The 24,843-nt window shown below is 39.1% G+C and carries 14 protein-coding genes and 1 pseudogene; 2 read left to right on the forward strand and 13 right to left on the reverse strand.

Translation table 11 applies throughout. From position 1 onward, the window contains the following. Nucleotide 1: 1 nt before the first annotated feature. From A3GM_RS0109695 to A3GM_RS0109760, 13 genes are all read right to left on the reverse strand, one after another. Complete coding sequence (locus A3GM_RS0109695; RefSeq protein ID WP_018363173.1) at nt 2-628, reverse strand: hypothetical protein; 627 nt, start codon at nt 626-628, stop codon at nt 2-4. Between the two features lie 28 nt (nt 629-656). Further along, the gene (locus tag A3GM_RS0109700; protein WP_018363174.1) at nt 657-1,694 is read right to left on the reverse strand and encodes a DUF4302 domain-containing protein; all 1,038 of its coding nucleotides are present in this window, start codon (nt 1,692-1,694) and stop codon (nt 657-659) included. A gap of 4 nt (nt 1,695-1,698) precedes the next feature. Continuing rightward, nucleotides 1,699-2,670: a putative zinc-binding metallopeptidase gene (locus A3GM_RS0109705; RefSeq protein ID WP_025830180.1), complete on the reverse strand. Its 972-nt coding sequence runs from the start codon at nt 2,668-2,670 to the stop codon at nt 1,699-1,701. Nucleotides 2,671-2,704: 34 nt separating this feature from the next. After that, a complete protein-coding gene (locus A3GM_RS11655) occupies nt 2,705-4,231 on the reverse strand; it encodes a RagB/SusD family nutrient uptake outer membrane protein (RefSeq protein ID WP_018363176.1) in 1,527 nt (508 codons plus the stop codon). A 12-nt stretch (nt 4,232-4,243) separates the two neighbouring features. Next, the gene (locus tag A3GM_RS0109715) at nt 4,244-7,618 is read right to left on the reverse strand and encodes a SusC/RagA family TonB-linked outer membrane protein (RefSeq protein ID WP_018363177.1); all 3,375 of its coding nucleotides are present in this window, start codon (nt 7,616-7,618) and stop codon (nt 4,244-4,246) included. Between the two features lie 38 nt (nt 7,619-7,656). Further along, a complete protein-coding gene (locus A3GM_RS0109720) occupies nt 7,657-9,912 on the reverse strand; it encodes a TonB-dependent receptor family protein (RefSeq protein WP_025830181.1) in 2,256 nt (751 codons plus the stop codon). Between the two features lie 635 nt (nt 9,913-10,547). Next, on the reverse strand, nt 10,548-12,593 hold the full coding sequence (locus A3GM_RS0109730) for a TlpA disulfide reductase family protein (RefSeq protein WP_025830183.1): 2,046 nt from the start codon (nt 12,591-12,593) through the stop codon (nt 10,548-10,550). Between the two features lie 121 nt (nt 12,594-12,714). Next, entirely contained in the window at nt 12,715-13,863 is a 1,149-nt protein-coding gene (locus tag A3GM_RS0109735; RefSeq protein WP_018363181.1) for a TlpA disulfide reductase family protein, read from the reverse strand. 78 nt (nt 13,864-13,941) lie between these two features. Further along, on the reverse strand, nt 13,942-15,633 hold the full coding sequence (locus A3GM_RS0109740; protein ID WP_018363182.1) for a PKD-like family lipoprotein: 1,692 nt from the start codon (nt 15,631-15,633) through the stop codon (nt 13,942-13,944). 191 nt (nt 15,634-15,824) lie between these two features. Continuing rightward, the gene (locus A3GM_RS0109745) at nt 15,825-17,096 is read right to left on the reverse strand and encodes a DUF4843 domain-containing protein (RefSeq protein ID WP_018363183.1); all 1,272 of its coding nucleotides are present in this window, start codon (nt 17,094-17,096) and stop codon (nt 15,825-15,827) included. A gap of 34 nt (nt 17,097-17,130) precedes the next feature. Next, nucleotides 17,131-18,579 (reverse strand): RagB/SusD family nutrient uptake outer membrane protein, encoded by a 1,449-nt coding sequence (locus A3GM_RS0109750; RefSeq protein WP_025830185.1) that lies wholly within the window; start codon nt 18,577-18,579, stop codon nt 17,131-17,133. A 9-nt stretch (nt 18,580-18,588) separates the two neighbouring features. Further along, nucleotides 18,589-21,957: a SusC/RagA family TonB-linked outer membrane protein gene (locus tag A3GM_RS0109755; RefSeq protein WP_018363185.1), complete on the reverse strand. Its 3,369-nt coding sequence runs from the start codon at nt 21,955-21,957 to the stop codon at nt 18,589-18,591. A 122-nt stretch (nt 21,958-22,079) separates the two neighbouring features. After that, entirely contained in the window at nt 22,080-23,060 is a 981-nt protein-coding gene (locus A3GM_RS0109760; RefSeq protein ID WP_018363186.1) for a hypothetical protein, read from the reverse strand. Nucleotides 23,061-23,557: 497 nt separating this feature from the next. On the opposite strand from A3GM_RS0109760, the gene A3GM_RS0109765 reads away from it, so the two are divergent. Further along, the gene (locus A3GM_RS0109765; protein WP_018363187.1) at nt 23,558-24,433 is read left to right on the forward strand and encodes a FecR family protein; all 876 of its coding nucleotides are present in this window, start codon (nt 23,558-23,560) and stop codon (nt 24,431-24,433) included. A 229-nt stretch (nt 24,434-24,662) separates the two neighbouring features. Beyond that, a pseudogene (locus A3GM_RS11470) lies at nt 24,663-24,843 on the forward strand (IS4 family transposase); the annotation flags it as partial.

The raw sequence follows: 24,843 nt of genomic DNA on the forward strand, positions 1-24,843 counted from the left end.
TCTAAGGAAGAATGATATAGCCACAGAAAGGACCTTTGATTTTATCAATTCCCTCTTCATTCTGATGTTCATTCACTGTTAAAGGTTTCACAATAGTAAAGCCATCTTCAGACACAGCCGATATAGTTGCCTTGATAGAAGAGCCTCTTGGCCCCACACCATTAACGCAAAGGTACATGGGATAGCCCGATTTTGCTGTAAAAGTGATGGTTTGTTCTTTGCCATTGCTTAGGAATACGCTCGCTGTTTCGTCACGTTTGTTTGCAGAAATAACACGCAATTGCTTGTCAGGAGTGATGTATCGCACGAAATAACGAGAAGAAATGTCATCTTCTTTCACACGTTCTCCAAGGATATCTACCTCATTAAACGAGCAAACAAGTGTCACTTTATACTCTCGTACATTCTCTTTTATCTCCACACCAGGGTACACATAGTCGGCAACAGATGCATCGGGATCACCCAATTGTATTGTTTGATCTTCGTAAGATATCTTTGGTTTGTCTATACCTTTAAAGGGAAAGAGTGCCTCATAGTCTTCTTCTGGATAATCTTCCCCACCCTTTGAGCAACCAAGAGTGAGCAGAGTTAGACCAAATAAAGCATATTTTATCAAGTTCATATTCATTATATTTAATTCTATGACGTGTTTACTTTTACTTATTATCTACGGGTTCGTCCCAAATTTCGGCTTTTAATCCTGTGAATTCGCCTTCTGGATGCAAGTGTTTACTTACCAATCTTGTTGTACGAAGCAATGGATCATATACCGAAACAAGCTCTGCAACGAAGCGATTTCCTTCACGTTGGAAATCAAAGAACATTGTTTTACTATCGTAACGGAGCCCTGCTCTAAAGGTAATACCATATTCTGTGCCCGAATATCCCGATCCTAAACCAGTCATTTCTTTTGCTGGATAGCCTGGAATAGGGTTCTTTTTCTGAGTGAAAAGGAAGAGATAATATTTCTTTTCTTTAATCTCTTTCAATAGAGCTTGATTGGTTTCAACATCACGTTTCACATAGATATCACTTCTAAAATAGGTTCTTCCACCTCTATGTATAAGGAGTTGAGGGTTCACCATCTTCTCGAATAGAGTGCGGTTTTCGTAAGATTTCTGTACAACTGCTAGTGTATCATCTGCATTTTTCAATTTAGTGAACACAATATATTCACGTGCTGGCTGTAGATAAGTAGCGGTGCGGAACACCAAATCACCATCTTCATTCTTACCCATATAAAGAAAATCGGAGCTACCTGCAAAGCGGTCGTTCACCAATTGATGTATATAATTATAGGTTGAGAAGGTTAATTGTGTGAAACTATTGCGATTGATGAGATACTCACTCTTTGCAACTTCATTCACAGTTTGCTCAGTAAAGTCGGCTCTCATACTCACTTTGTTATCTTTTGAGAACTTCATTACGAAGCAATCGCCACCATATCCGTAGCGACCTCTAAACCCATGCTGTGAAATTAGTTCAGAAGGATTAGAGAAAAGCAATGAATCGGTTTTGGGAAAGTAAAGAACTCGCCAACCATAAGGCGCATTCACCAATTCGTCTTGCAAGGCAGTTATACTCTCTTTGTTGCGTTGTGAGGGCGATTTGTCGAAGACATTGTCGTCTGAAGAACAACCAATTGCCAATAAAACTACCAACAAAAGGCAGTATGTTATATTTATTTTCTTCATCGTTTTAGTGCTGTTTTAAATAAGCATTTATTCTACGAACGCTAATTACTTGCATCTGTTTGAGGTTGATATGCCAGTTTTTCTGTACATATTCATTTACAAAAGCTTGCTTTTCGATAAACTCTTTATAGGCTTGTTCTGCCTCTTTAGCATAGCGAGCGTTTACTTCTGGATCGATATCTGTATCAGGTGTTTGGGCAGCAACGCCAGCATCGAACACTTCTTTCGGTGTACTTGTGAGTGTAGAGCTAATGATTTCGGCGAAATCATCTTCGGCAGAAAGGAACGAAAGCATGGTGTAAAAGCCACGTTTGTTGGCATAACTGTCGAGTCCAAACTTCTCTTTGCCTGTTTGAGCATAACCAAGTGGAGCTGCAATTGGCTCTGTTGTGCCTGTATAACGATGTCCGCTAATGGCAAAGAACTTATCATAATCGTAGTTCATAAGCTGCATAAGACGTTTAGCTAACTGATGATGAACACTTCGCATCAATACAAACACCTTGTCGGCATTACCTGCTTCGAAGTCGTTTACATTGTATAAGCACATCTCTGCCGCTGTAAGTTGTGGATTATAGAGTCGCTCTACCCCATTTTCATCAGGGTTTCCACCACCATAAAGATATAGTTTGATGGGCACACGACCCAACAAAAAGTCTTTACCTCCTACCTCATTCAATCGATAAGTCTCTAATCCTAGCTCTTTAACTGCCTCTAACACGGCACGAACCTTTTCGATTTTAGGAGGATAGATGAATACTCCTGCAGAATTATTGTTCTTCTCCCAGCGATAAACCACCTCGATTCCATAGGGTTTGGTGATGTTATTTAAAATCCAATTATCTAGCTCTGTAGACTCGATTTGTGCCTTTCCTTCATCGATTACACTCACCTCGTTTAATTTATCCTCACTACATGCAATGCAATTAAGCACAAAAAGGAGGAGAAAAGCTATCTTATTTATCTTCATTTTCATTGTTATTTGCTATCAATATGAATGCTTTTAAAAGTTAACGGATAAGTTCTTGACGCTCACGGGGGTTAGGAGCGAGACCTCGTTGAATTGCTTCTACTGGAATTTGCAAAACTTTTCGAGGGTCTTCTTTCTCTAATGGGAAATAATAAGAACTCTTTGAGGTACGTTTTACAGCTAAATGAAAACGTCTTATGTCAAACCATCGCAAGCCTTCTTGGTAAAATTCTTTCTGACGGAAGTCGAGAATGAGTTTAACCATTGCCAATTGTTTGAGCGTTAAACCATAGAATGGTGTGTAAACATTATAATTATCGCTATTGGTTGATAGGTAAACAGCACGATCAACCGATGGCATAAAGCCGAACTTTCCTTGAGTATATTGTAGGAAATCATCGATAGCACGACTATAATTCTTTAGCATTGCATAGGCTTCCATACGATTTAGAAGCACTTCGTCGACACTAAAGAGCACGTTTGTTACATAAAGTCCACGTGGTTTAGTTCCTGTACTTTCTGTAGTAGATAGTTCGTCGAACTTAGCTAAATAGCGGCCTGTGGTTACAGGTGCCAAAGATGAGGTGAAAATATAGGTTCCTATGAAGTTCATCTTTGAATAATCACCTCCGCCTTCAATTCCTTTTTGCGCAAAGATCTTATCTACAGTGTTGAAAGTAGAGCCAAACTTTTCGTTAGGAGTGTTGCGTGCAAGACGTGATTCTGTTGTGGTGAGCAACAAGTTGGCAGGCTCGTCAACTGAAATATACTTGCGATAAAGACTCTTATGGTTAAATTCTAACTCATCAGCATATTGTCTCCACGAGCGAAGTTGTGTCTTAGGATCACCTCCAAGCACATAATCTGCATACTCAATCACCTCTTTCCACTGGCCTTTCATCAAGTAGAAACGAGACGCAAAGGCATAAGCTGCCTTTTTATTGAAATGGAATTTGGGTTGCTTATAGTGGTTATCTGAAACCAAGGTGATACCTAGTTTCAAATCTTTTTCTATCTTGTCATACACCTCGTTCACTGTTCCTCGGTCGTAATCTACCAACGCATTCTTCTCAGGTTTGGTGATATAAGGTATTCCAGGGTTTGTAGAACTCCCCCCATAAGGTTCTGCCCAAATATTAACCAACATGAAATGCAGGTAGGCTCTCAATAGAAATGCTTCGCCATACAAAGCCTTTACACGTTCAGTTTTTTGACGGGTGCTTAATAGTTCCAACGCCTTATTCACCTGTGCAATACCTTTATAGCAGCTATTCCAATAGTTTAGAGGGGTGTCAAGGTCTTCTTGATCGTAGTCTTCCCAATAAAACATCGATTCGTTTAACTGCGAATGAACTCCATTTACACGCTCTTCTACATTGTCGGTGCGGGGCTCTAAGAAGGGAATATAACTGGCTTCGGGATAAGCTCCTGTAAGTAAATCGGCTATTTTCTCTTCTGAATTGATGTCAACATCTAAATCCGAATCGGGACTTTTGTCTAAAAAATCGTTGCAACTCGAAAAGAAGCAGAGTGCAAAAAATAGCAACAATGATATATATTTTTTCATATTTCGTCGTAATTAGAAACCAATGTTCAACGTTAATGTATATTGCTTTGGTGTTGGAAGTGATACACCACCAGACTTATAGTATTCTGGGTCTTGTCCTTTTAGTTTCTTATCAGAATAAATAAGGAAAGGATTGGTTACATTTAAACGCAAGCTTACTGAGCGAAGTTTCAACTTCTCTAAGAATGTGTTAGGCACATTATATTCTAATGAAATATTTTTCATTCGCACAAAGCTACCATCTGCCACCATATTTTGTGAATAGTTATAGGTGTTATAGGTTCGTTCTATATTCTCTTTTCCCACCTTTGCAATCAATTCTTGTGATGGTAACACTGGCACATCGGTATGGAATTCATCGCCAGGGTTGAGCCAACGATTGTAATATGACTTAGAAAAGACATTCAAATCACCAAACTCTGGGTCAAAGGTAGGATTCAATCGAATTTTGTTTCCTGCCTGCATGGTGAGGAAGAACGATAGTGTCCAATCCTTATATTTAAAGGTATTCGACAAACCTCCTATCACCTGTGGCTCTATTGGACCATGATATAACAAATAGGTTTTGGTGTATTGGGTGTCGAGGAAGTCGGCACCTGCTATGTTTGAGTATTCTCCTTTGTTAGAAGGATAAAGTCCAAAGTCGAAAGTAGGTAAGCCATTGTTATTCAATCCCTGATAGTTAAACGAGAAGAGCGAGCCCTTTGGATAACCAACAATGTTGCCTCTGCCTCTTCCAACCACCATATCAAAGGCGTTAGGAGTGTTTAATAAGCGGGTAATCTTTTGATTCATGGCACTTAATGTTAAACTTGTGCTCCAGCTAAAGTTATCTGTTACAATGTTTTTAGTGTGCAAGCCAAGTTCAACACCTTGTGTACGCATGTCGCCAAAGTTGGCATATTTATAATATTGTCCACCCACTCCAGAGGTGCGAACGAGGTCTATCAAATCAAAGGTGTTACGTTGATAAACATCTAATGTTGTGCTAATGCGATTGTCGAACAATCCAAGTTCCAAACCAATGTTTAACTCATACATCTTTTCCCATGTGAGATCTCGGTTCTCTAAGTGAATAATATTGAGCTTGTTTTCTCGATTATCGAAATTATAACGATTAACAATGCCACTCTTATAAATAGAGTTTGCACTGATTGCCTCTTCGTTCATCTTTGCAGTTAAGCCATAACTTGCACGCAAAGCCAAACGAGAAATCGTTTTATAGTCTTTCATAAACTCTTCTTGGTCAATGTTCCATTTGGCTCCAACATTCCAAGTTGGCAACCATAAAGCACGTGCTCCTTTTCCAGAAGTGTTAGAACCTTCGCAGTTGAGCACCATATTAAAAATGTACTTACCTGCATATCCATAGGTACCATTAAACGAAAAGGTGATTCCTCTATCATATCTATTCTGCAAATTAAAATAGCTATTGCCTTCGTTTATCAGCTTATTGAATATCAAAGGATTGGTGTAAATCTGATTTCCTCTGTCATATTGGATGCCATAACCTTGGAAAGGGTTCACCGTACGCTCTGCAGAACGCAACTCTGTAAATACAAATGCTTTCAAATCATGATTGTTAATGCGCTTATCAAAGTCGAAAGCTATACGAGCTAAGAAGCTCTTTAGCGATGCTTCTGTTTTGTTTAAGATTCCTCCATGCGTTAATCCTATCTTTGGTTGGAGCTGTGGATTGTCGTTATCTCGCACCAAATAGATATTTTGTTGAGCTACAAATGGATTTTCATTGGCTCTAAATGCTTGTACAATATTGGAACCTTCGTGTACCTCATGTGTAGTACTTGTGTAGGCTTGGCGCATAGAAAGCAATGCTTTAATGGCCATGTCTTGATTCAATCTATATGTACCTTCTCCCTGAACTTTAAAGTCGAGCACAGAGATATTCATCTTATTGTTGTCGTATTCATTGAGAATATTGAACGGAGCCCAGTTATTTCGATAGTATTCAAGGCTTCCATCTTCATTATAAGGACGCAAAGTGCGACTTGTTCCCAATGCATAAGAGAAGGGGTTGATATCGAAGTCACGCTCGAAAACTCCCAAGGTGTTGTTCTTTCGCTGTGGCATTGTACCTGGAGCTTTCTGCGAACGCACGTTAGCTTGTGTGGTAAGCGTTGCTGTGAACTTATCACTTATATAAAAAGTGTTCTTTACATTGGCTGTAAAGCGGCTCACCTTGTCGGCAATAGTCCAACCTGCATCATTGTAAAAGCCTATTGATGCGTAGGTAGCAGAGTTCTTTCCGCCACCCGAAATGGTTATAGCATGATTGGTAATGGGCTTCAATGTGAATAGATGATCAAACCAATTGGTGTTGGCATACTCACGTTGGCGCAAGAAATTCATTCGTGCTTCTGGCGTATTGGGTAGATAATATTCGCCAGTTGCAGGATTGATGGTACTCAAATCTTTATATAATTGATAGTAAATACCGCTTCGTCTGCCATATAATGAATTGGTTATACCAAAATAGCCCTTATCATTCATCTCTTGATAAAGCGACATTGTCTCTTGTGAGTTGAGCAAATCGAAATCATTATAACGTGGTTTCAAACGTATGGTATTCTCTGTTGAATAGCTAACACGAAGTGGTGTGTCTCTCATTCCACTCTTGGTTGTAATAACAATCACACCATTCAATGCTCTTGCACCATACACTGAGGTGGCAGAAGCATCTTTCAAAACCTGTATGTCCTGTATATCTGTGGGGTTAAGTCCTGATATTGCAGAGCTAATAAGTGTCACTGCATCGCCCGAAGCCAATTGATCGAGACTCAAATGAACGAGGTCTTCGTATATAGCTCCATCGATAACCCATAGCGGTTGCACGTTACCTATGATCGAAGCGCCACCTCTAATGTTGATACGAGGGGCTGATCCGAAGGTACCTGATATGTTTTGGATAGACAATCCTGGTACACGTCCTTCTAACATGCGTGACACATCGGCAATACCTTCAAGCTTGATATCATCCATCTTCACTGATGTTGCGGCACCAGTGTACACTCTATTGCGGATATTCTGATAGCCTGTTACAACTACTTCGTCTATTTGTCGACTGTCATTCTTTAAAACAATGGTCAAAGAATGATTAGCAATCTTCACCTTTTGGGTTAACATTCCAAGATAACTCGCTTGCAATGTCTGACCAGTAGTAGCCTTTATGGTGAAATGTCCATCGATATTGGTAACAACTTTCTCTTTAGTTTCTAACACTTGCACCAATGCTCCCATCAGAGTTTCACCCTGTTCGTTCTTAACTGTACCCGAAATGGTTCCTTGTATCTGTGCTGATACCGAAAGAACGCAAAACAAGAGTATGGCAATGGCAAATAATCTATTTGCTTTTGTAAATCTATACATTACTTTTTGATAATGATTATTCTTCTAATTTTTCTCTTTTATAATTGTAAACGCAATCCACCATAAACGCCTAAGGGGTGTCCTGCACGCAAACCTGATGGGTGACGAGACACCAAATACTTTTTATTTGCTAAGTTAATGCCATTTAAGCTGATGGTGATGTTTTTGTTTATGTGTACCTTTAGCGATGCATCTAAGATAACATGAGCAGGAATTTTCTCACGTTCTGCAATCTTTCCTTGTCCTGGAGTCGTACGCATATCGCCATTAAAGCGTGCTCCGAAGTTGGCTTCTACACGCTTATGTTCAAGACTTATCTGTGCATTAAAGGCGTGTTTATAGATGTATGGGATCTCATCTCCATAGTGAACGTGTCCCCAAGCCGAGCTTTCAAAGTCGTTCTTCATCTGCGTATTGGTGTAAGTATAAGAGAGTTGAATGGGGAGTTGGAATGCAAAATGCTTTGGAAGAGGCAGATATTGGAACATCAACTCTAAACCATTGACCATTGCTTTACCCACATTAAACTGCTCAAGTGTACCTTGTCCGCCCTGAGCAGCTAAGTCACTGCCAAGCATATTGGAATAATTGTTGTTAAATGCGATTGCTTCTAACTTCATTTTATTGGTTGTTAGACGCATACCCACTTCTACATTCACGCTACTTTCTGCCTTTTGATAAAGCGAAGCACTAGGAGGTGCAAAGCCTTTGTGCACTCCTCCGAATACAGATAGAATGGGTAGAGCCTTCACATTGAATCCCAATCCAGGCAATAAAGCACGAGCATGGTTTGGAGTTTCAATACGTATCTTTCCGGTTCGACGTGGATCTGCCTTGGTATAGTTGCGATTAAGCAACTCAACATCTTCATAACGCATACCAGCTGTAAGGGTAATAATACCCTTTGACCATTTTCCTAGCCAATAACCCGACCACGCATGGGCTGTAGTTATGCGGTTAGCATTACTTCCAGGCAATCCTGTTAAGAACAAACTCATACGTCCATCTTGCATAGAATAGCCGTCGTCTTGTTGAAATCGGTCTTCACTATCGGCATGATAGCGTAGTCCTAGTTCTGCAGTAAGATAGCCTCCGCCTAGCATTGTGCGGTATTCTCCCTTCGATTGAATACCTCTTGAGTGGTAAATACGATGATTGGCACGTAACATTAAAGCCTCTCCTATATAGTTAGTCTTACCTGTTACAATGTTAAAATAATCCTCATTGGTTTCGGGATCGGCAAGTACTGCATCAATAGAGCGACGCTCTGCCTTAGTAATACCTGCTCTCACCTCATTCAACTTATACCAATTGCGGAAGAAATAGTTATAATATAAATTGGTGGTTATCTTTAATTTGTTATCTAATTTAATAAGATAAGTAGCCACCCATTGTGTATGTCGGGTCTTAAGATTATCCTTTTGGGCACCCGCATAGCGGTAATAAGGACGTGAAGCAAAATCACTTTCGCTTAGGCCTAAATAGGTTTCGTCTGATGTTTCATTAGCAAAACCAAACTTTAACTCTAACAAATGGTTAAGCCCTTGCTCCTTATTGGTTTGTGCCGAGAACTTAATTATCAAGTCATTGCGATGAAATCCTGTACGTTCGTTAGGCTCATCTTTCTTAAATCCATCTGATTGGTAGCGTAAATACTCCACTAAAAAGCCCGTATATTTAAAGCTTTTGCCCACACTTGCATAGGTTTTAAGTGTGTTATAGCTACCATAAGAAGTGTTTAGCTTTGCACTAAACTTCGTAGGAATAGGAGTTGACACCATATTTATTGCACCACCAGTTGTGAAAGGACCATATTGTACCTGACTACTTCCTTTCAAAACCTCGATAGCATACATGCGTCCAGCATTTGGAAAGTAGTAAGCTGCAGGCGCAGAGTATGGTGCTGGGGCTGCTAAAACGCCATCTTCCATTAGCGAAATACGCTCACTTCGCTCTGCTTTGGTACCTCTTAAACTGATGTTAGGGCGCAATCCGAATCCATCTTCTTCGTAAACGTTCACACCTGGCACGCTTTTTAGCATACGGTTGATATCGGTGTAACCAAATTTTCCAAGTTCTTCGGGAGAAATATAATAAGCAGAACCAGTGCGATTACGTGCCTCAAACTTACTTCCTAACATTTGATTGGAGCGCACAACCACCTCTTTTATCTTATAAACCGAGTCGGTCATTGCGTTCTTTTGCTCCGTTTGTGCGCCTGATTGTGCCTGGCTATACATTGTAAATGGCGTTAGTGCGAGAAGCAAAGGCAGCGTCTTTTTTGTATAATGCATAACAAATTTATCACGACTTATCGTGCTTTTATAAATTGAGAGCAAAGCTTCTCAATCATGGTATGAAAGAGTTTGCATACCATGAGCAGTAAAGTCATTTTTAAAAGAAATGTGAAGGTTTTAAAAATTTTCGGCAAAGTTAGAGTCATTTGCCTTGTCTTGCAATACCTACTTTTAGGTATTTTCGCACAATTTCTAAAAAATATGATACCTACCTATTATGATTTATATGTAGTTAAGCATCTTATCTCAATCGTTTACAAAACGTTTTCAAACCAAATGAGCATCTTTATATAGAAGAATATAAGGCCATAAGGCGGTAAAATAATATTATAAATACCCTTTTAAATAAAGGTTCTCACTTCATTTTATAATGATTTACTATCCTATTCATAGCACAAACGTGCTCTATTTTCTACGCTAAGAAAACACCATTACAACCATTCTTTTCACTAAAAGGATAGTCATTCAATAAAAGTTAGTAATAGTAGACCTTATTTCTAAATCGTTTTAACCTATCAACAGGATAAGTATGTCCCTCTTATTTTCATCATAAAAAAAGAAATCTCCCTCAAACAAAGTCCATATATCACATATCGTTTAACCTGTTTAAGAGAGATTTCTCCTTTTATATTTTATTTCTTTCCACCTTCATTTTGATAATATAGGTCGCCAGAAAGTATTTGTTTAACTCGCATTAATAGTTCATCGCCACGCAATGTTAAAGAAATTACTTTTCCTTCTGGGTCAATCAACACGTGTTGTGGGACATCTTTTACATGGAATAGACGAGCAGATATAGATTGAACACCCTTTCCATCGCATGCTTGTAACCAACCTTCACGATTGATACCGAGTGACTTCATTGCGTTCTTCCACTTGGTTAAGTCGCTATCTAAAGAGCAACTTACCATTGTGAATTTATCTTTTTGAGCCTTAGTTTCACCATATAGCTTCTTTAGTCGTGCCATTTCTTCTTTGCAAGAAGCATTACCTGACTCCCAGAAAGAAAGCAATACATACTTACCTAAGCAGCTACTCAAACGCTTTTCGGTTCCATCTGCTAATTGAAGGTTGATATCTGGAGCATCATTTCCTTGCATTAAGTTGAGCGAACGCACGCTATTTTCTAAAGAACGAGTATTTGGATGTTGCAAAACAGAAGGCGCAACAGCAGCTACAAACTGTCTTCCATATTCCTTATTAAATAGCTTTAAGATATCACGTTGCATCAAAAGAGGCATCAAAGGAGTATCGTTGTGCTCTAAAAGGAAGTGCAAACGATTAGCCATATAGTTGATTTCAGCTATCTTTTCAACACTTGTGCGATCTATTTCACCATCTTTTGTATTGAGATAAGCCTCTCCCTTTGTATTGCGTAGCTTCTCAATACCTTGCGCAATCTGTTGTTCTTTCACCTTATCAAAGGCTAAATAATCTTGATAAGTTTGTTGATCAGCTGCATCTGGTTTCACATCTTCGGTCAATAAGCCATTGTCTGCCACAATAGTTGGCTTTGAAATAGGTTTCCATTCACCGCTACTTATCTTTCTTAAAGCAGCAATTAGCTGTTCACCACGTAGGTCGAAAGCCATAATATCGCCTTCAGGACTGATAAGAACTGTGCGTGGAACGGCTTCTACATTATAGAGTTTAGCATCTGAAGAACCCCAACCTTGAAGTGTAGAGATGTGATACCAGTTGGCATGAGTTAAACTATTGCGTTGTATGCAGTCTACCCAATCTTTCTTTTTACTATCGATTGAATAGCTCAACACAGTGAAAGGAATCTTTCCATTGAATTCTTCTAAGGCTTGTTTGATCACTGGAAACTCTCTTCTACATGGTCCACACCATGATGCCCAGAAATCAATTAGCACATACTTTCCTTTTAAATCAGACAAACTAAGACTTTTATCGTCAGGTGTTTTACCTGAAATATCGGGCGCAGGTTTGCCAACTTCCAAGTTGGCAGCACGCACTAAGTTGGTGAGTTCACGATACATTGGGTGCTTTCTCAATTCTGATGGCACCGATTTTAGATAGACCTCTTCGAGCACTTGAGGTGTAAAGAAGCGCAAAAGGTCGTATTTAATGATGTAAAGTGCAACAGGTGAATCGAGATGTTGGGTAACGAAACGCATTGCAGAAGTGCGGTGAGAAAGACTATTTACATAGTAAACAGCTCGTTGATAAGGGTAAAATGCCTTATCGTCATTGCGTTGTGCCTCTGGCAAAGCAGCCAAAGCCTTGTCCATACGCTTCTTTGCTAAATCTCCATTCTCACCCTCTTGCTTTTTATATGCATAAAGAACTTCATTGGCTGGTGTACCTTTTACATGCGCACCAACAGGGAAACGGGCATCAAAAGGAACGATTTCGATAGTGCCAGGCTCTAAAAAGAACTGCACACTTCCATTGTCAAAGCCTGTAATGTGATAGGGTTCTACTGCCGCAGGCGCAACTCCTTCAAATCTAAAGCTACCCTTCTCTACCACAGCAGAGTCGACAACAACGTTTTGTCCGTCTACTTCACGAGCCAAATACACTTTTTTAATACGTTCAGGTGTGTAGCGTAAAGAGTCGATACGCATTGAGCCTGAGATGACATAATGATTGTTCTGCTGAGCAACGGCATAACTACCGCAGAACATAAAAAGACATAAAAGTTCTTTTTTCATATTGATATAGATTCTTAATTTTTACTTTACTATCATCTTCGCATAGAGTTCTAAGTCCTCTACAAGGCGTTTTGCCCTGTAGAGATGCACTTTTATAGAACTCTGTTTTATTGATCGATCATTATTTTGCGCCTTTTTCGGCAAATAAACCACTTACAAAATTCTTCAATTCTTCGCCATGTAAACCGCTTGCAATAATGTTATTGTCGGCATCGAGCACAAATATTGCAGGAATAGCAGTGATACTATAAAGCTGAGTTACAGGATCTTTCCAACCTTTTAGAGATGAAACCTGAGTCCAAACCAATTTATCTTGTTTCACAGCCTCTACCCAACGATCACGCTTTTCGTCAAGAGAAACGTTCACAATCTCGAGTCCTTTGCTATGGAAATCAGCATATAACTGACGTAAAACAGGGTTATTGAGTCGGCAAGGACCGCACCACGAAGCCCAAAAGTCTACAATCTTCACCTTTCCTTGCATTGCACTTAGGGTAAAACTCTTTCCATCTAAGGTAGGAAGAGTAAAGTCGGGAGCCTTACTTCCTCGGCTAACTTTCTCTAAACGTTGTATGCGTTGATTCACAATCTCACCACAGCTACTTGCTTTTGCGCCTTCTCCTAACTGTGCATAAAGCTCCTTACAAGCATTTAAAGTAGCGTCCATCTGCTCTAATTCTTGAAGTACTAAAGCAGCAGAAAGAATGTTATTATTTGCACCTAAATAAGAAGTACGAAGCATGTCTAATTCTTTTTTAACCATAGTAATAGAATCATTGACTTTACTTGCACTACCATATTTTAATGCTTTGCGCAAACTATCGCTCTTTGCTTGCAACGCTACGAGTTGATTTTGCAACACGCCACAGCCTTTTTGATATTCCGTTTGTGCGTTTTGCAACTCTCCTCCAGTGATAAACCAGCCGTCTCCATCACGCAATAAGGCTTTATAGGTAGCATTAGGTTCTAAGAAAAAGTTGAAACCTCCTTGATAACCAACTACCGATATGCGTGCAAACATGGGGCGAGCAACCTTTATTTGCGAGAAAGAAAACATGCCATTAGAAAACGGAGTGGTACTAATAGTATCCCATTTTGTTTCTGATGTTCGTACAAGAATTTGCAGTTTACCTTCTGTCAAACCCTTTATTTCACCAGTTACACTACTTGTTTTCTGCGCAAAAGAGAGGAAAGGAAAGCACAAAAGTGCAGCAGTTAAAAACAAGCTCTTTCCTTTTTCCTTCACATAAGTTGATACAAACGTTTGCATGTTGATTGTTTCTATTGATGAGTTGTTATGTTAAATCATTTGTCGACAATAGCTTTTCAGCTGTTTTTGCTCTCTATCTTATCTCGTTGGGAGTGTGTATGAGTATTCACGAACAAACTGAAAATCTTTGATATTGCCCAATTTATTTCCTTCATTGTCGGTGTTATAAACCACAATTGGGTAGGTTTCGTCTACGTCTGATGCGGTATTCAAACGAACTTCGGTAATTGCTCCTTCGTCACCTTTATTCATTCCAATTGTAAGATAGCGTCCGAGGTCGCCTGAATAGATAAAGGTATCATCCGAACGGAACTTCATACAAGAGATAGAATAGCCGTCGGGAGCAGTGTAAAGCACTGTTTTATCACCATTATTCAAATTGTGTCGCACCACATCAGCACCCTCTGCATAGAACACAAAGGCTGTACTAAACCATGTGTTGTATAGAACTGTAGAAGGAGAAGAAGGTGTAAAGTTCTCTAATTGTTGTCCCTTGATGGTATATGCAGGTGCTGTTGCATCTTCATTATTATCGCCATCGCCTTCTGCACGGGTTGATGTTAGCTGATAAAGATAATAGTTAGATGAGTTATTATCTTTGAAAATGAAATGAGGATTGGCTTTTTCGTAGTTCTCACGATATTGAATAAAGCCTAAAACTGCAGTCTTATCCTTAGGAGAAAGTGCTGTGCCTAACGCTTTAAAATCTACATTTGCATCGAGAACAGGGTTGTTAAGCTGTGTTTGATAAGCTTGTTGTTCTGCCCAAATGCCATAACCATCGTCTTTATTTACACGCAAGAAACGTTTGTGACGTGCGTCCCAGAACACGAATTCATTTGCTGTAATAGCAGCAGCAGTTACATTATAGTCTGAAACTGAGCCATCGGTTGCAGGGGTTTTGAATGAAGGAATGGTGCGAGCAGTGAGGAAACGACCATCTTTTCCTAACATACAATAGAAGTCTGATTGGTTAGATGGGTCGCCAGTCATAATGATATTGCTTGGAAGGAAGGCACCTTGAGGTGTCTGAGGAATAACAAAATCTTTGTATTCAGTAAATCTTGGTACCATTCCGAAAGGATTATAAACCTTTGTTTCTCCATTGGTTGAGAAGACTACGAGGTTATATTTCTTCAAGAACTCTCGTCCTTCAGCCACCAATCCATAATGATACATCAACTTATAAGCATCTGCAAATACATTGGTTGCATCTTTATAAATAAGTTTATAGGCATCGCTTCGTACTTGAGTTGTTGCTCCAATGGTTTCGATATTACCCAAACGCATATTGCCTGGCTTCCCATGTAGGAAGAACAAACTGTTTTTATAGATAGGACGAGTTGCGATAGTGAAGTTACGATAAGATGCAAGTCCTGTGCTTTGGTCTTTCACTTCTAAGCGAACAGAAATGCGTGTATCTTGCTTCACGGGTAGAGTTACATCAAGATAGCCCTTTGTTTTAATGGTATCTTTCACAGTTTTCTTATCTTTTTGATAAGACAATATCCATTTAAAATCGAGTAGATCGGTATTTTTATGGTGTGACTGACGCACTTTTACTTCTACTCTTTTTTGTGTGTCGTCGGCTGTTAAAGGCTGAGTGAATTCGATTGTTTTACCATTTAGGGTTTCAACCGTAGCTGGAGTGAACTCTAATGAATCGATAGAGTTCATCTCATCGAAGTTATACACATAGTTTCCTTTATCTCCATAGCACGAAGATAAGGCAGCAATGCTCATCACTAGAATTATATTTTTTATGTTCATACAACTGTTGTTTTTTCTGTTTGTCTAAACTTATATTTGCTTTAGGCTAACAACCACATTTTCTATGTTCTACAAAAGTATTGCTTTTTGCTCTTAATCTCACTGTTTTTACATATTAAAAACAATGTTTTTGCGTTACAATAGCTATGCTTTTATGGAAGAATTTGTAAGTTGTTATTTTTCAATAGGTTTCATTGCACCTCTGGGAAGGTGAATGGATAGGTTCCTTGAGCTACTTTTTCACGGAACAATTTGTTACAAGCTTTGATAGCATCTTCGCCTCCTAGTGAGTCGTCCCAATGCACATTGCCCCACTCGTTCATAACAGGGAAGAGTTGATTGAGAACGAAATCGCTGCCTTTATGTTGTAACCACACTTTCACCATGAATCGATATTTCTCTAAAGAGTAGGTTCCATAATACTTTTCGATAAGCTCTTTACCACCTTGTTCGTCTTTCCATGCTTGTGGTTCAATCAACTCATAGGTTACATTTTGAAGCATTGGAACATAGAAGAAGTCTTTATATGAACTTCCTTGACGCCATCCATCTTGATAATAAGTGTTATACTTTAAAAGCATTTGACCCACAGCTTGTTTGTTGAGGTTTTGCATTGCTGCTTCATTGCCATTCAAAGTGGTGTACTCATTGGCAGTTGTAACGTCTAAGCCGTTGCAAAGTCCAACGAAAGACCCACTGTTATAAGTTCCAAGATAGGTTTCTTGCAAGTTGCCCCAATACCATGGTTTGCTGTAAGAGTTATCGTTTGTAAATGGAATATCAATTGTTATTGGAGTTTGTGGGTTCTTCTTTTGTTGAGTACGCAAGCTGTCTATCGCTTGTAAGTTCCATTGAACAAATTTGCTATAATCGTTTGTTGTATAGAAATTATTTTGCTTTGTGATGCGCACAAGCAATATTTGTTTTGCCATACTCCACTCTCCTAAGTATGAACTTGCCATGCCGTCCCACTGTCTAGGCTTTGAATATGCTTCTTTTGCATAGATAGTAAAGCTGGTAAAATTCTTGAGTCCTGGTCCTATTTGGTTATTACCTTCTACATCACTGATATATACTTCCGCTTGGAAAGTTGAGTCTAACATAGAAGGACGTGCCACTTTCACCATCACATCTTTTAGGAATTCGTTGGGTTCGAACACTATTTCGGGACATGTTACCACTGCTTCTGCCACTCCTTGCACTGCTCTTGATTTTAAAACAACGGTGCGTTGCTTATCTGAAGCACGTCCCATGAGTTTCAACTTCAAAGGAACTGAAATCTCTGTAGGGGCTGTTAATATAGAATCGGCAAAGTTCACAGTTGCTCGAAGGCCTTCTTTTGTTCCGTAATTGAAATATACGCCGTCGGAAGAATTATAGAGTTCAACGGTTTCTTCTTTACAAGATGTAGCGAGGAAGCCTGCGAATAGTGCTAAAAATATATATTGAAACTTGATTTTCATCTTTGCTATTTATTTAAAGGATTATACAAAGTGATTAGCGAGTAGCATCGTGTGACGCTGTCCAACCATATTCTTTTTCGGCATCTGGCAATGGGAATTCAAAGCGTTCTTGCGTTAAAGTAACGGTATTATCATAAGATAAAGCGGTGATTCCATGGCGTTTCAAGAAGTACCAATATTGTCCTTCTGCATAAAACTCTTTGCGGAACTCTTTATCTAAGGCTGCTTGTTGTGTTGTAGCGTTAGTAAATTGCACATTAACTGAACGTGAGTAGCCTCGTTTGTTGCGTACTGCATTGAGATATTTAGCTGCCTTTGTTAAGTCAGAAGTGTTCTCTGCAAGAATGTAATACATCTCTGGAAGACGTATTAATGGTATCGCTTCTTGTGAGTTGATGCTATATTTGCGTGAAAGAGCTGTCTTTGCTGATGAATGTTCATAGAAAGCTGCAGTCTTTGTACGCATGTCTTCTTTCAAATTTCCTGATACTTCAAAATACTTATTGAAGCGTTCTGAACGAATAAAGTATTGTGTTGTGTACTTATCTCCATCTGCCCAGAATTGTGAAAGGGCTTCTGTTAGATGGTGTTTATACAACGCACAGATACATTCTGAGAATAAAATAGGATCGTCTTGATTGTTAGAACTCAACTCTAAACCGCTCTTATTGATCACTTCTTCTGCCGAAGCAATAGCATTTGTACTATCACCTGCATAGCTATAAACACGTGCAAGTAGGGCATTCACTGCGTGATAGTTGAATCGATAACGTCTATCACTGGTCTTTAAGCTTTCGTTTTGCTCATGAGCCAATAATGTTTTTGCCTCTGAAAGGTCTTTCACTATCAGTGCAATAACGTCTTTTGCGGGTAGAAGTGGTTGCTTTGTGTTGTCTGCAACGGTGCGATAAGGAATGGCTAACTTGCTTGTTGAAGATGATTCTAAGCTGTATTTCCATGGTCCCCACGCTCTAAGTAGGTCGAAATGGCAATAGGCACGAATGGCAAGAGCTTCGGCTCTGTAAATATTTCGTGTGTTAACATTGCGCACAACTTCATCTCCTTTGCGGTCGAGCCACTTGATAAAGTTATTACAATTGGCAATAACATTATAGAGTTTTATCCATGATTCTGCAAGTCTTTGCTTGGTTCTGAAACCATCAGAAGTTGCTGTTTCATAGTTATAAATCGCTGTTCGGTCGTTAGCTCCATCGGGAATGTAATCGTATTGCTGTGCCAATTGGTCGAGTAAGCCAAACGACATGTCGCCACCATAGGCGCCTCTGTCGGTCATAAGCAAATAGATACCTGTTAAAGAGCTCTCGAATCCAGCTTCTGTTGAAAAGAGTTCTTCTGCTTTCACGTCTGTTTTTGGACTGACATCGAACCAATCTGAGCAAGCAGTTGTTATGAATAGAGCAAAACAAGAGAGTGCTATCGTACAACTCTTATATATAGATAATGATATACTTGAATGCTTCATAATATTGATTTACTTAAAGATTACAGAGAATGAAAGTGTGTAAGTGCGTGAGAAAGGATAACCCAAGCCTCGCTCCATCTTAACTGTTGATAATCGGAAGAGGTCGTTTGTGGTGAAGTTTAGCGACAAAACATCAACGTTTAGGCGTTTCAATAGCTTGTACTCGCTTTGTTTGAAGCGATAACCTAAGTTGATACTTGCCATACGTAACTCATTATCTTTCATGATAAAACGGTCTGATGCTGGTGTTTGAGAACCGTTAAGGTCGATCATTTTGTATTTAGCTACATCGCCAGGTTTACGCCAACGGTCTTGAGCAGCACGCTTATCAAGGTTGTAAGCAATGTTACTGTTTTCTATTTTGTCTACTAATGTTTGGTTATATACAATTCCTCCCCACTTATAAGTGAAGCCTAAAGTACATGAAAAGTCTTTCCAATTGACTGAAGAACTTATTGTTCCACTTACTTTTGGTGTGGTGTCACCTACTGGAACTTTATCAACTGCGTCCCACTTGAAGGTTCTTTCTCCATCACGAGTTAAGAAAACCTCTTGTCCTGTCATTGGATCTATACCCAAAGAACGCACGGTGTAGTAAGTAGTTGTTGACTTTCCTTCTTGATAAACAGGTAAAGGTGCAGACTTAGACTTAAGTTGTTCCTCGTTCATCTTACGCAAATAATCTGAAATCTTGCGTATTTTGTTTCTGTTATGGTTCATACCTACAGCCACAGTCCAATAGAATTGCTTGCGAAGATTTTGCAAAGCAATGATATTAAGCGTTGCATCGAAACCTGCATTTTGTAGCTCTCCTGCATTAATCATTTGCGATTCGAAACCTGTAGAAGGCGCTAAATCGTAGTTAGTTAGCAGTTGTCGGCTAATATTATTATAGTAGTTGAACGACAAGTTGATTCTGTTTTTCCACACACCGACATCTACTCCAAGGCTCATATTATCGGTTTTGGTCCACTTAATGTCGGTATTATTCAATCGAGAAAGCACCGAACCAAGAGTTGAGAACGATGTATATGGGCGCATAGTACGGCTGAATGTGTAGTATTCTATAGCGTCGGCAGGACTTGAATTCTGTGAACCTGTCACACCATAAGTTGCTCTAAACACTAAGTTTGAAACGTAACCGCTGAGCCATTTCTCTCTATATGCGTTCCATCTTGCACCAATACTCCAGAAAGGAGTTAAGCTATGGTCGGCATAACGTGATGTTACTTCACTGCTAATGTTCCAGTCTAACGAATAACGATTATCGTAACTGTAAGACAACTGTGTGATGAATCCCATCGTTCTAGATATCGCTTCAGATCCACTTGGATTGGTTGTCATCTTGTTTCCGAATATAAAATCGTCCATATGAGGGTCTGGATAGCCCACCGCAGATAGGTTAACATAATTGCTTCTGTCTTCACTTAAGGTCCAGTTTCCAAAGACACTGAATAGGTGTTTGCGTAAAGACATGTTCCAGTTCAAACCTAAGTTGCTCGACCATGAAGTCATTTCACCAGTGTTTTTGGTGTAGCTTCCTCTCAAAGTCTTATCCAATTCAGTTAAGAAAGAGGTGTGTTCAGCAGGTAAGAAACGCTCAGAACGAGCCATACCACGTTGATAAGAGAGGTTTTCTGTTAGTCGAAGATTTTTCAATAAACGACATTCGAGGTTCAAAGTAGCAGCAATATTGGTGCTACTGGTAAGGTCTTTAATACCTACATTGGCATTAAATAGAGGGTTAGCGATAGGCACACTGCCCGCACCTGTATGGTTATCGAGTTGTCTTAGATATTCTCCAAACTCATTAGTTGGACGATAATAAGGATTTACTCGAGTGTATTCGGCGAACGAACCGTATGGAGAATTATGGCCACCACTTTCTGAAAGGTTCAAAGCAGCACCAATAGTGATATTCTCTTTACGATAAGTCATGTTGAAGTTGATACTCTTTATATTTTGACTTGAACCCTTCATTACACCAGGAGTGAATGTAGTATTAAGGTCTAAGCTATATCTAAAGACATCAGTACCACCCGAAGCAGATAGAGAATGACGATGTTGGAAAGCTGTTCTCAATGGTTTACTGAGCCAATAGGTATCTACTCCAGCAAGAACATTGCGCAACAAAGAATTGTAACGATTCATACTTTTATCGTTAGTTGGATCGTAAACGCCTGCATCCCACTCCATTTGAAGTTTCTCTTTTGCGTTCATCAACTTATAATCGGTTAGGTCTGGGCTTTGAATTGTTAGTCCACCATTATAGCTAACCGATAGAACTCCATCAGGAGCAACCTTTGTTTCGATTACAACAACACCATTAGAAGCACGTGAACCATAGATTGCTGTAGCTGCAGCGTCTTTTAATATGGTTACATTTTCGATACGTTCGGGGTCTAATTGCAAGATGCGACTCATAGAAACGATAAGTCCATCGAGCACGAATAGAGGTGTATTGGGGCGACTAGAGACGTTGTCTAGAAGCAAATCCATACTATTTAGAGATGCTGTTGTACCGAGGTTTTGGTCTCCACGAATAAGGAATTCGGGCTGAGCGTTAGGGTCTGAGCCTCTAGTATTGCTCTCTAACACTTTAAAACTGGGGTCATAGAATTGCAAACTCTTTAAGATATTGGTTGGATTAAGCTTGCGCAACTCATCTCCTTTCACTGATACATAGTTACCAGTAAAGCTTGATTTACTTCTACGACTAATACCTGTTACCACTACTTCGTCTACCATTTGACCGTCAGGTTTAAGCGCAATCTTCATAGTTGTGCTTTCTTTGGTCACTTGTAGCGACACTGCTTCGTATCCCATGTACGACACTTTGATTGAAGCTTTGCGTGGAACTTGTAGTGAGAACTTACCGTTTACGTCTGTAATACTGCCTCGAACACCATCTTTTTGTGTGCCGTCTGTCACCATAACAGTTGCTCCTACCAACGTTTCTTTGGTCTTTGCATCGATCACAACGCCTTCGATATGCAACATTTTCTTGGCATCTTCATCTCTTGTATACGATGAAACAATAATATGTCGACCGACTTCATAACGTATTAAGACGTTTTGGTCACCAATAAGACGTCCTAATACCTTGTCAAGAGGCATGTCCTTCACATTGAGTGTAGTAGGGCTTGCAATACCAACAAGGGCAACTTCTTGAAATTCAATAGTGGCTTCGGCTTGTTTTGCCACTTTTTCAAGAACCTTTCCCAAAGGCTCATTACTTACACGTAGCGTCACCTTGGTATTTTTCCAATCGTCAATGGCTGCATTTTGTGCCTGCACTTTGACGACAAACAATTGCATAATGCATAGCATTAGCAGCCATACAAAAGCTGTTGGATGGTTATTTACTGTTTTTTTCATCGGTAAGCGGTATTATATTTATACTATAAATAATCAAGACTACTGCTAAAACATTTGGTTGTAGATTATAAATTCAGATTGATTTGTTTAGGTTGAAGTTGTTAAAGGAATAAGAGATCAACTTATTCTAACAGCTTGTCAAGAATCTGTAGATAATCTTTATTGATGTTGTAGTTGTTTTTGTATTCGAGATAAAGAGGGCGTACACGTTCTAACTCTTTTCCATTGCGAGTGTAGTTCACAAGAAGTTGATAAAGCACAGCATCTCTCTGTGTGCCTGAATAGAATGTAGATAGAGCTTTAAACATATCTTCTAACTGACGTGGGGCAGTGTATGCTCGTTGAGCTTGAGTAGCTTTTTTCTCGTTTTCGTAGAAACAATAACGCATTAAGAAGCTCACATAATCAGGCGAAGCCAATGCGCCTTCGGTAGAACGAAGCTTTACTCCGTCCATAATTTTCCAATAATCGCCAATACCTTGGTCGCTAATAGCAAGCTTTCTGGTTTCTGCATACATCTGAGGGTATTCCATAAAAGATGTATATGCAGCCGCTTCGGTTGTCGACAATATATATTCTGCAGCAAGAGGAGCAAGTTGTTTTCCTGCTTTCTTCACCATCTCTTGAACCTTTGTAAGCAAGATTCGAGAATCTTCAATACGTTTTTGGGGTTTAATATCTACCACAACACAAGCCAATAATTGAGACTTGTATCGCATCTGACGCTTTAAATCAGAAATGCTCTGTAACATGTTATTTGCGGCCACTGCTTTCTTGTCTCCTGAAAACATTGCTTTTGGAGGCAAATTGTTATCATATTGCACTGTAATATGAATGCTATCACCAGGCAATAGCAATGCATTTACTTGCCCATTTAAAAGCATGCAAACTAAACTCTTGGTGTTGAACGAATATAAATGCTCTTCACCTGGGTTGTTATGGAACTCTGCATTAAAGAAAGGCGACTGCAAACAATCGAAATAAACCATCTCACGTTTGTAGCCATTTACCTCTGCACTGAGTGTTGTTTTTCGCTGGGCAAAACCACTTAAGGCAAAAAATAGAAGTAATCCCAGGATAAGGTTAGATTTCTTTAGTGTCATTTTCTAAATGTTTATGGTTAGAAATTAAATTGTATCAAAGGCGAATATGATTTGAGTTCTAAAATATTTAGATTTTAGTTCGCTACAAACCACATGTCTCTTTATTTTTTCTCGACTTTACAAAGTTATGCTATTTTATTTATCGTTCATTTTATTTTTAGACTAAAAAACGTTAATAATTTATGTTTTAAGGTCCTTTTTATTTCCCACTCTCTATATATTAGAATAGGTGTAAACCAATAATTATCCTTTTAAGACTTATCAACTGCTTTTAGTTTTCATTTTTCCGACAATTCTATATCAACTTGAATGAGATTGTTTTCACGCTACTTCACTTTCAATAAAAATAATTTATTAAAGAAAATAACAAACCTCACTACCCTACTTGCTATGCTTTTCCGTCAAAGATATAGCTAAAGGCCTCAATATTCTATCAGATTTGAGCCACTACGACTTAAACAATAATTGACAATCATTTAATAATTACCTAAAAAGACATGTCTTTTGACAAGAATACTCAACCGAAAGAAGATGGTTTTCGCTTTACACCTGAGCAAGCATTTCAGCTGTTTAAAGAGCGTATAGCTACTCAAGAAGAGAAAGAAAAGCAGAACAAAAAGCTTAAATGGAGCATTGTTTGTAGCACAGTTGCACTTGGAGTTGTTCTAAGTGTGGCACTCATCACCTGCCTATTTATTTCTCCTCGCCTGGCAAACACTGCCCCAAAAGGTGTTTGGATGGAAGTTCCTATGGGTTCAACAAGTCGCATTGTGCTTCCAGATGGTAGTATTGCGCACCTCAATGAGAATTCTCATTTAACCTATTCGCATCTCTTTGGCATAAAAAACAGAGAGATAAAGATGAGCGGAGAATGTTATTTTGAGGTAAAAAAGAACGAGAAACAGCCTTTTATTGTGTTTTCAGATGCCATGAAAGTACAAGTATTGGGCACCAAGTTCAACGTTAGAGATTATCCCAACAGCAGTCGTTCGTGTGTAGCTTTGCTCGAAGGTAAAGTGACAGCAAGCAACATTAAAGACGAAACAAATAGCTATGAGCTTCGTCCTAATCAACAAATCACGCTCGATAAACATACAGGTGAAATGCAGATCGAAGATATCCACAACACAAAAGAATTGTTATGGACGTCTGAAGAACTTGCTTTAAACGGGAAACCACTTACAGATATCACTTATATCTTATCGCAACGCTATCATGTAAACATTGTTATTAGTAACGATTCGATGCGTAAATTGCGTTTTGGAGGTAGCTTATCGCTTAAAAATCAGCACATCAACGAAGTGCTCGACGTATTGAAAAGCACTGGTAAAATAAGATACAGAACAAAGAATAACACCATTGTTATTTATTAATTCTTATCTCAAAAACCAACAAAGATCTAACAATCGACTTACTTCTAAATAAGGAAAAGCTGTTCAACCTATAGCTTTCAACAATCAGAAAAAGAACAACTCAATAATAATAACTAACTAAAGTTTCCCACCCAAATAAATAGATAGAAAAATAACAGTTTGTCGAATTTTCTTTGTAAATTAGTAATCGCTAAAGAACTGATTTTAAAGACAAGACAACAAAACTGTTATGGAAGCAAAAATAGAGAAAATAAGTGAGTTATCCAAACTTTTGAGTGTTAAAACCCGAATGAGTGATGATTTATTTCATCTTTTTGGCAAGTTTGGCATCGGTCACCTATTATCTCGCCTTTCATTGGAGAAACAGGACGGAGTTTCGGCTTCGGAGTTGCTCCTCTCTCTTTGCCTCT

Source organism: Hoylesella nanceiensis DSM 19126 = JCM 15639, from assembly GCF_000379965.1.
Lineage (GTDB): Bacteria > Bacteroidota > Bacteroidia > Bacteroidales > Bacteroidaceae > Prevotella > Prevotella nanceiensis.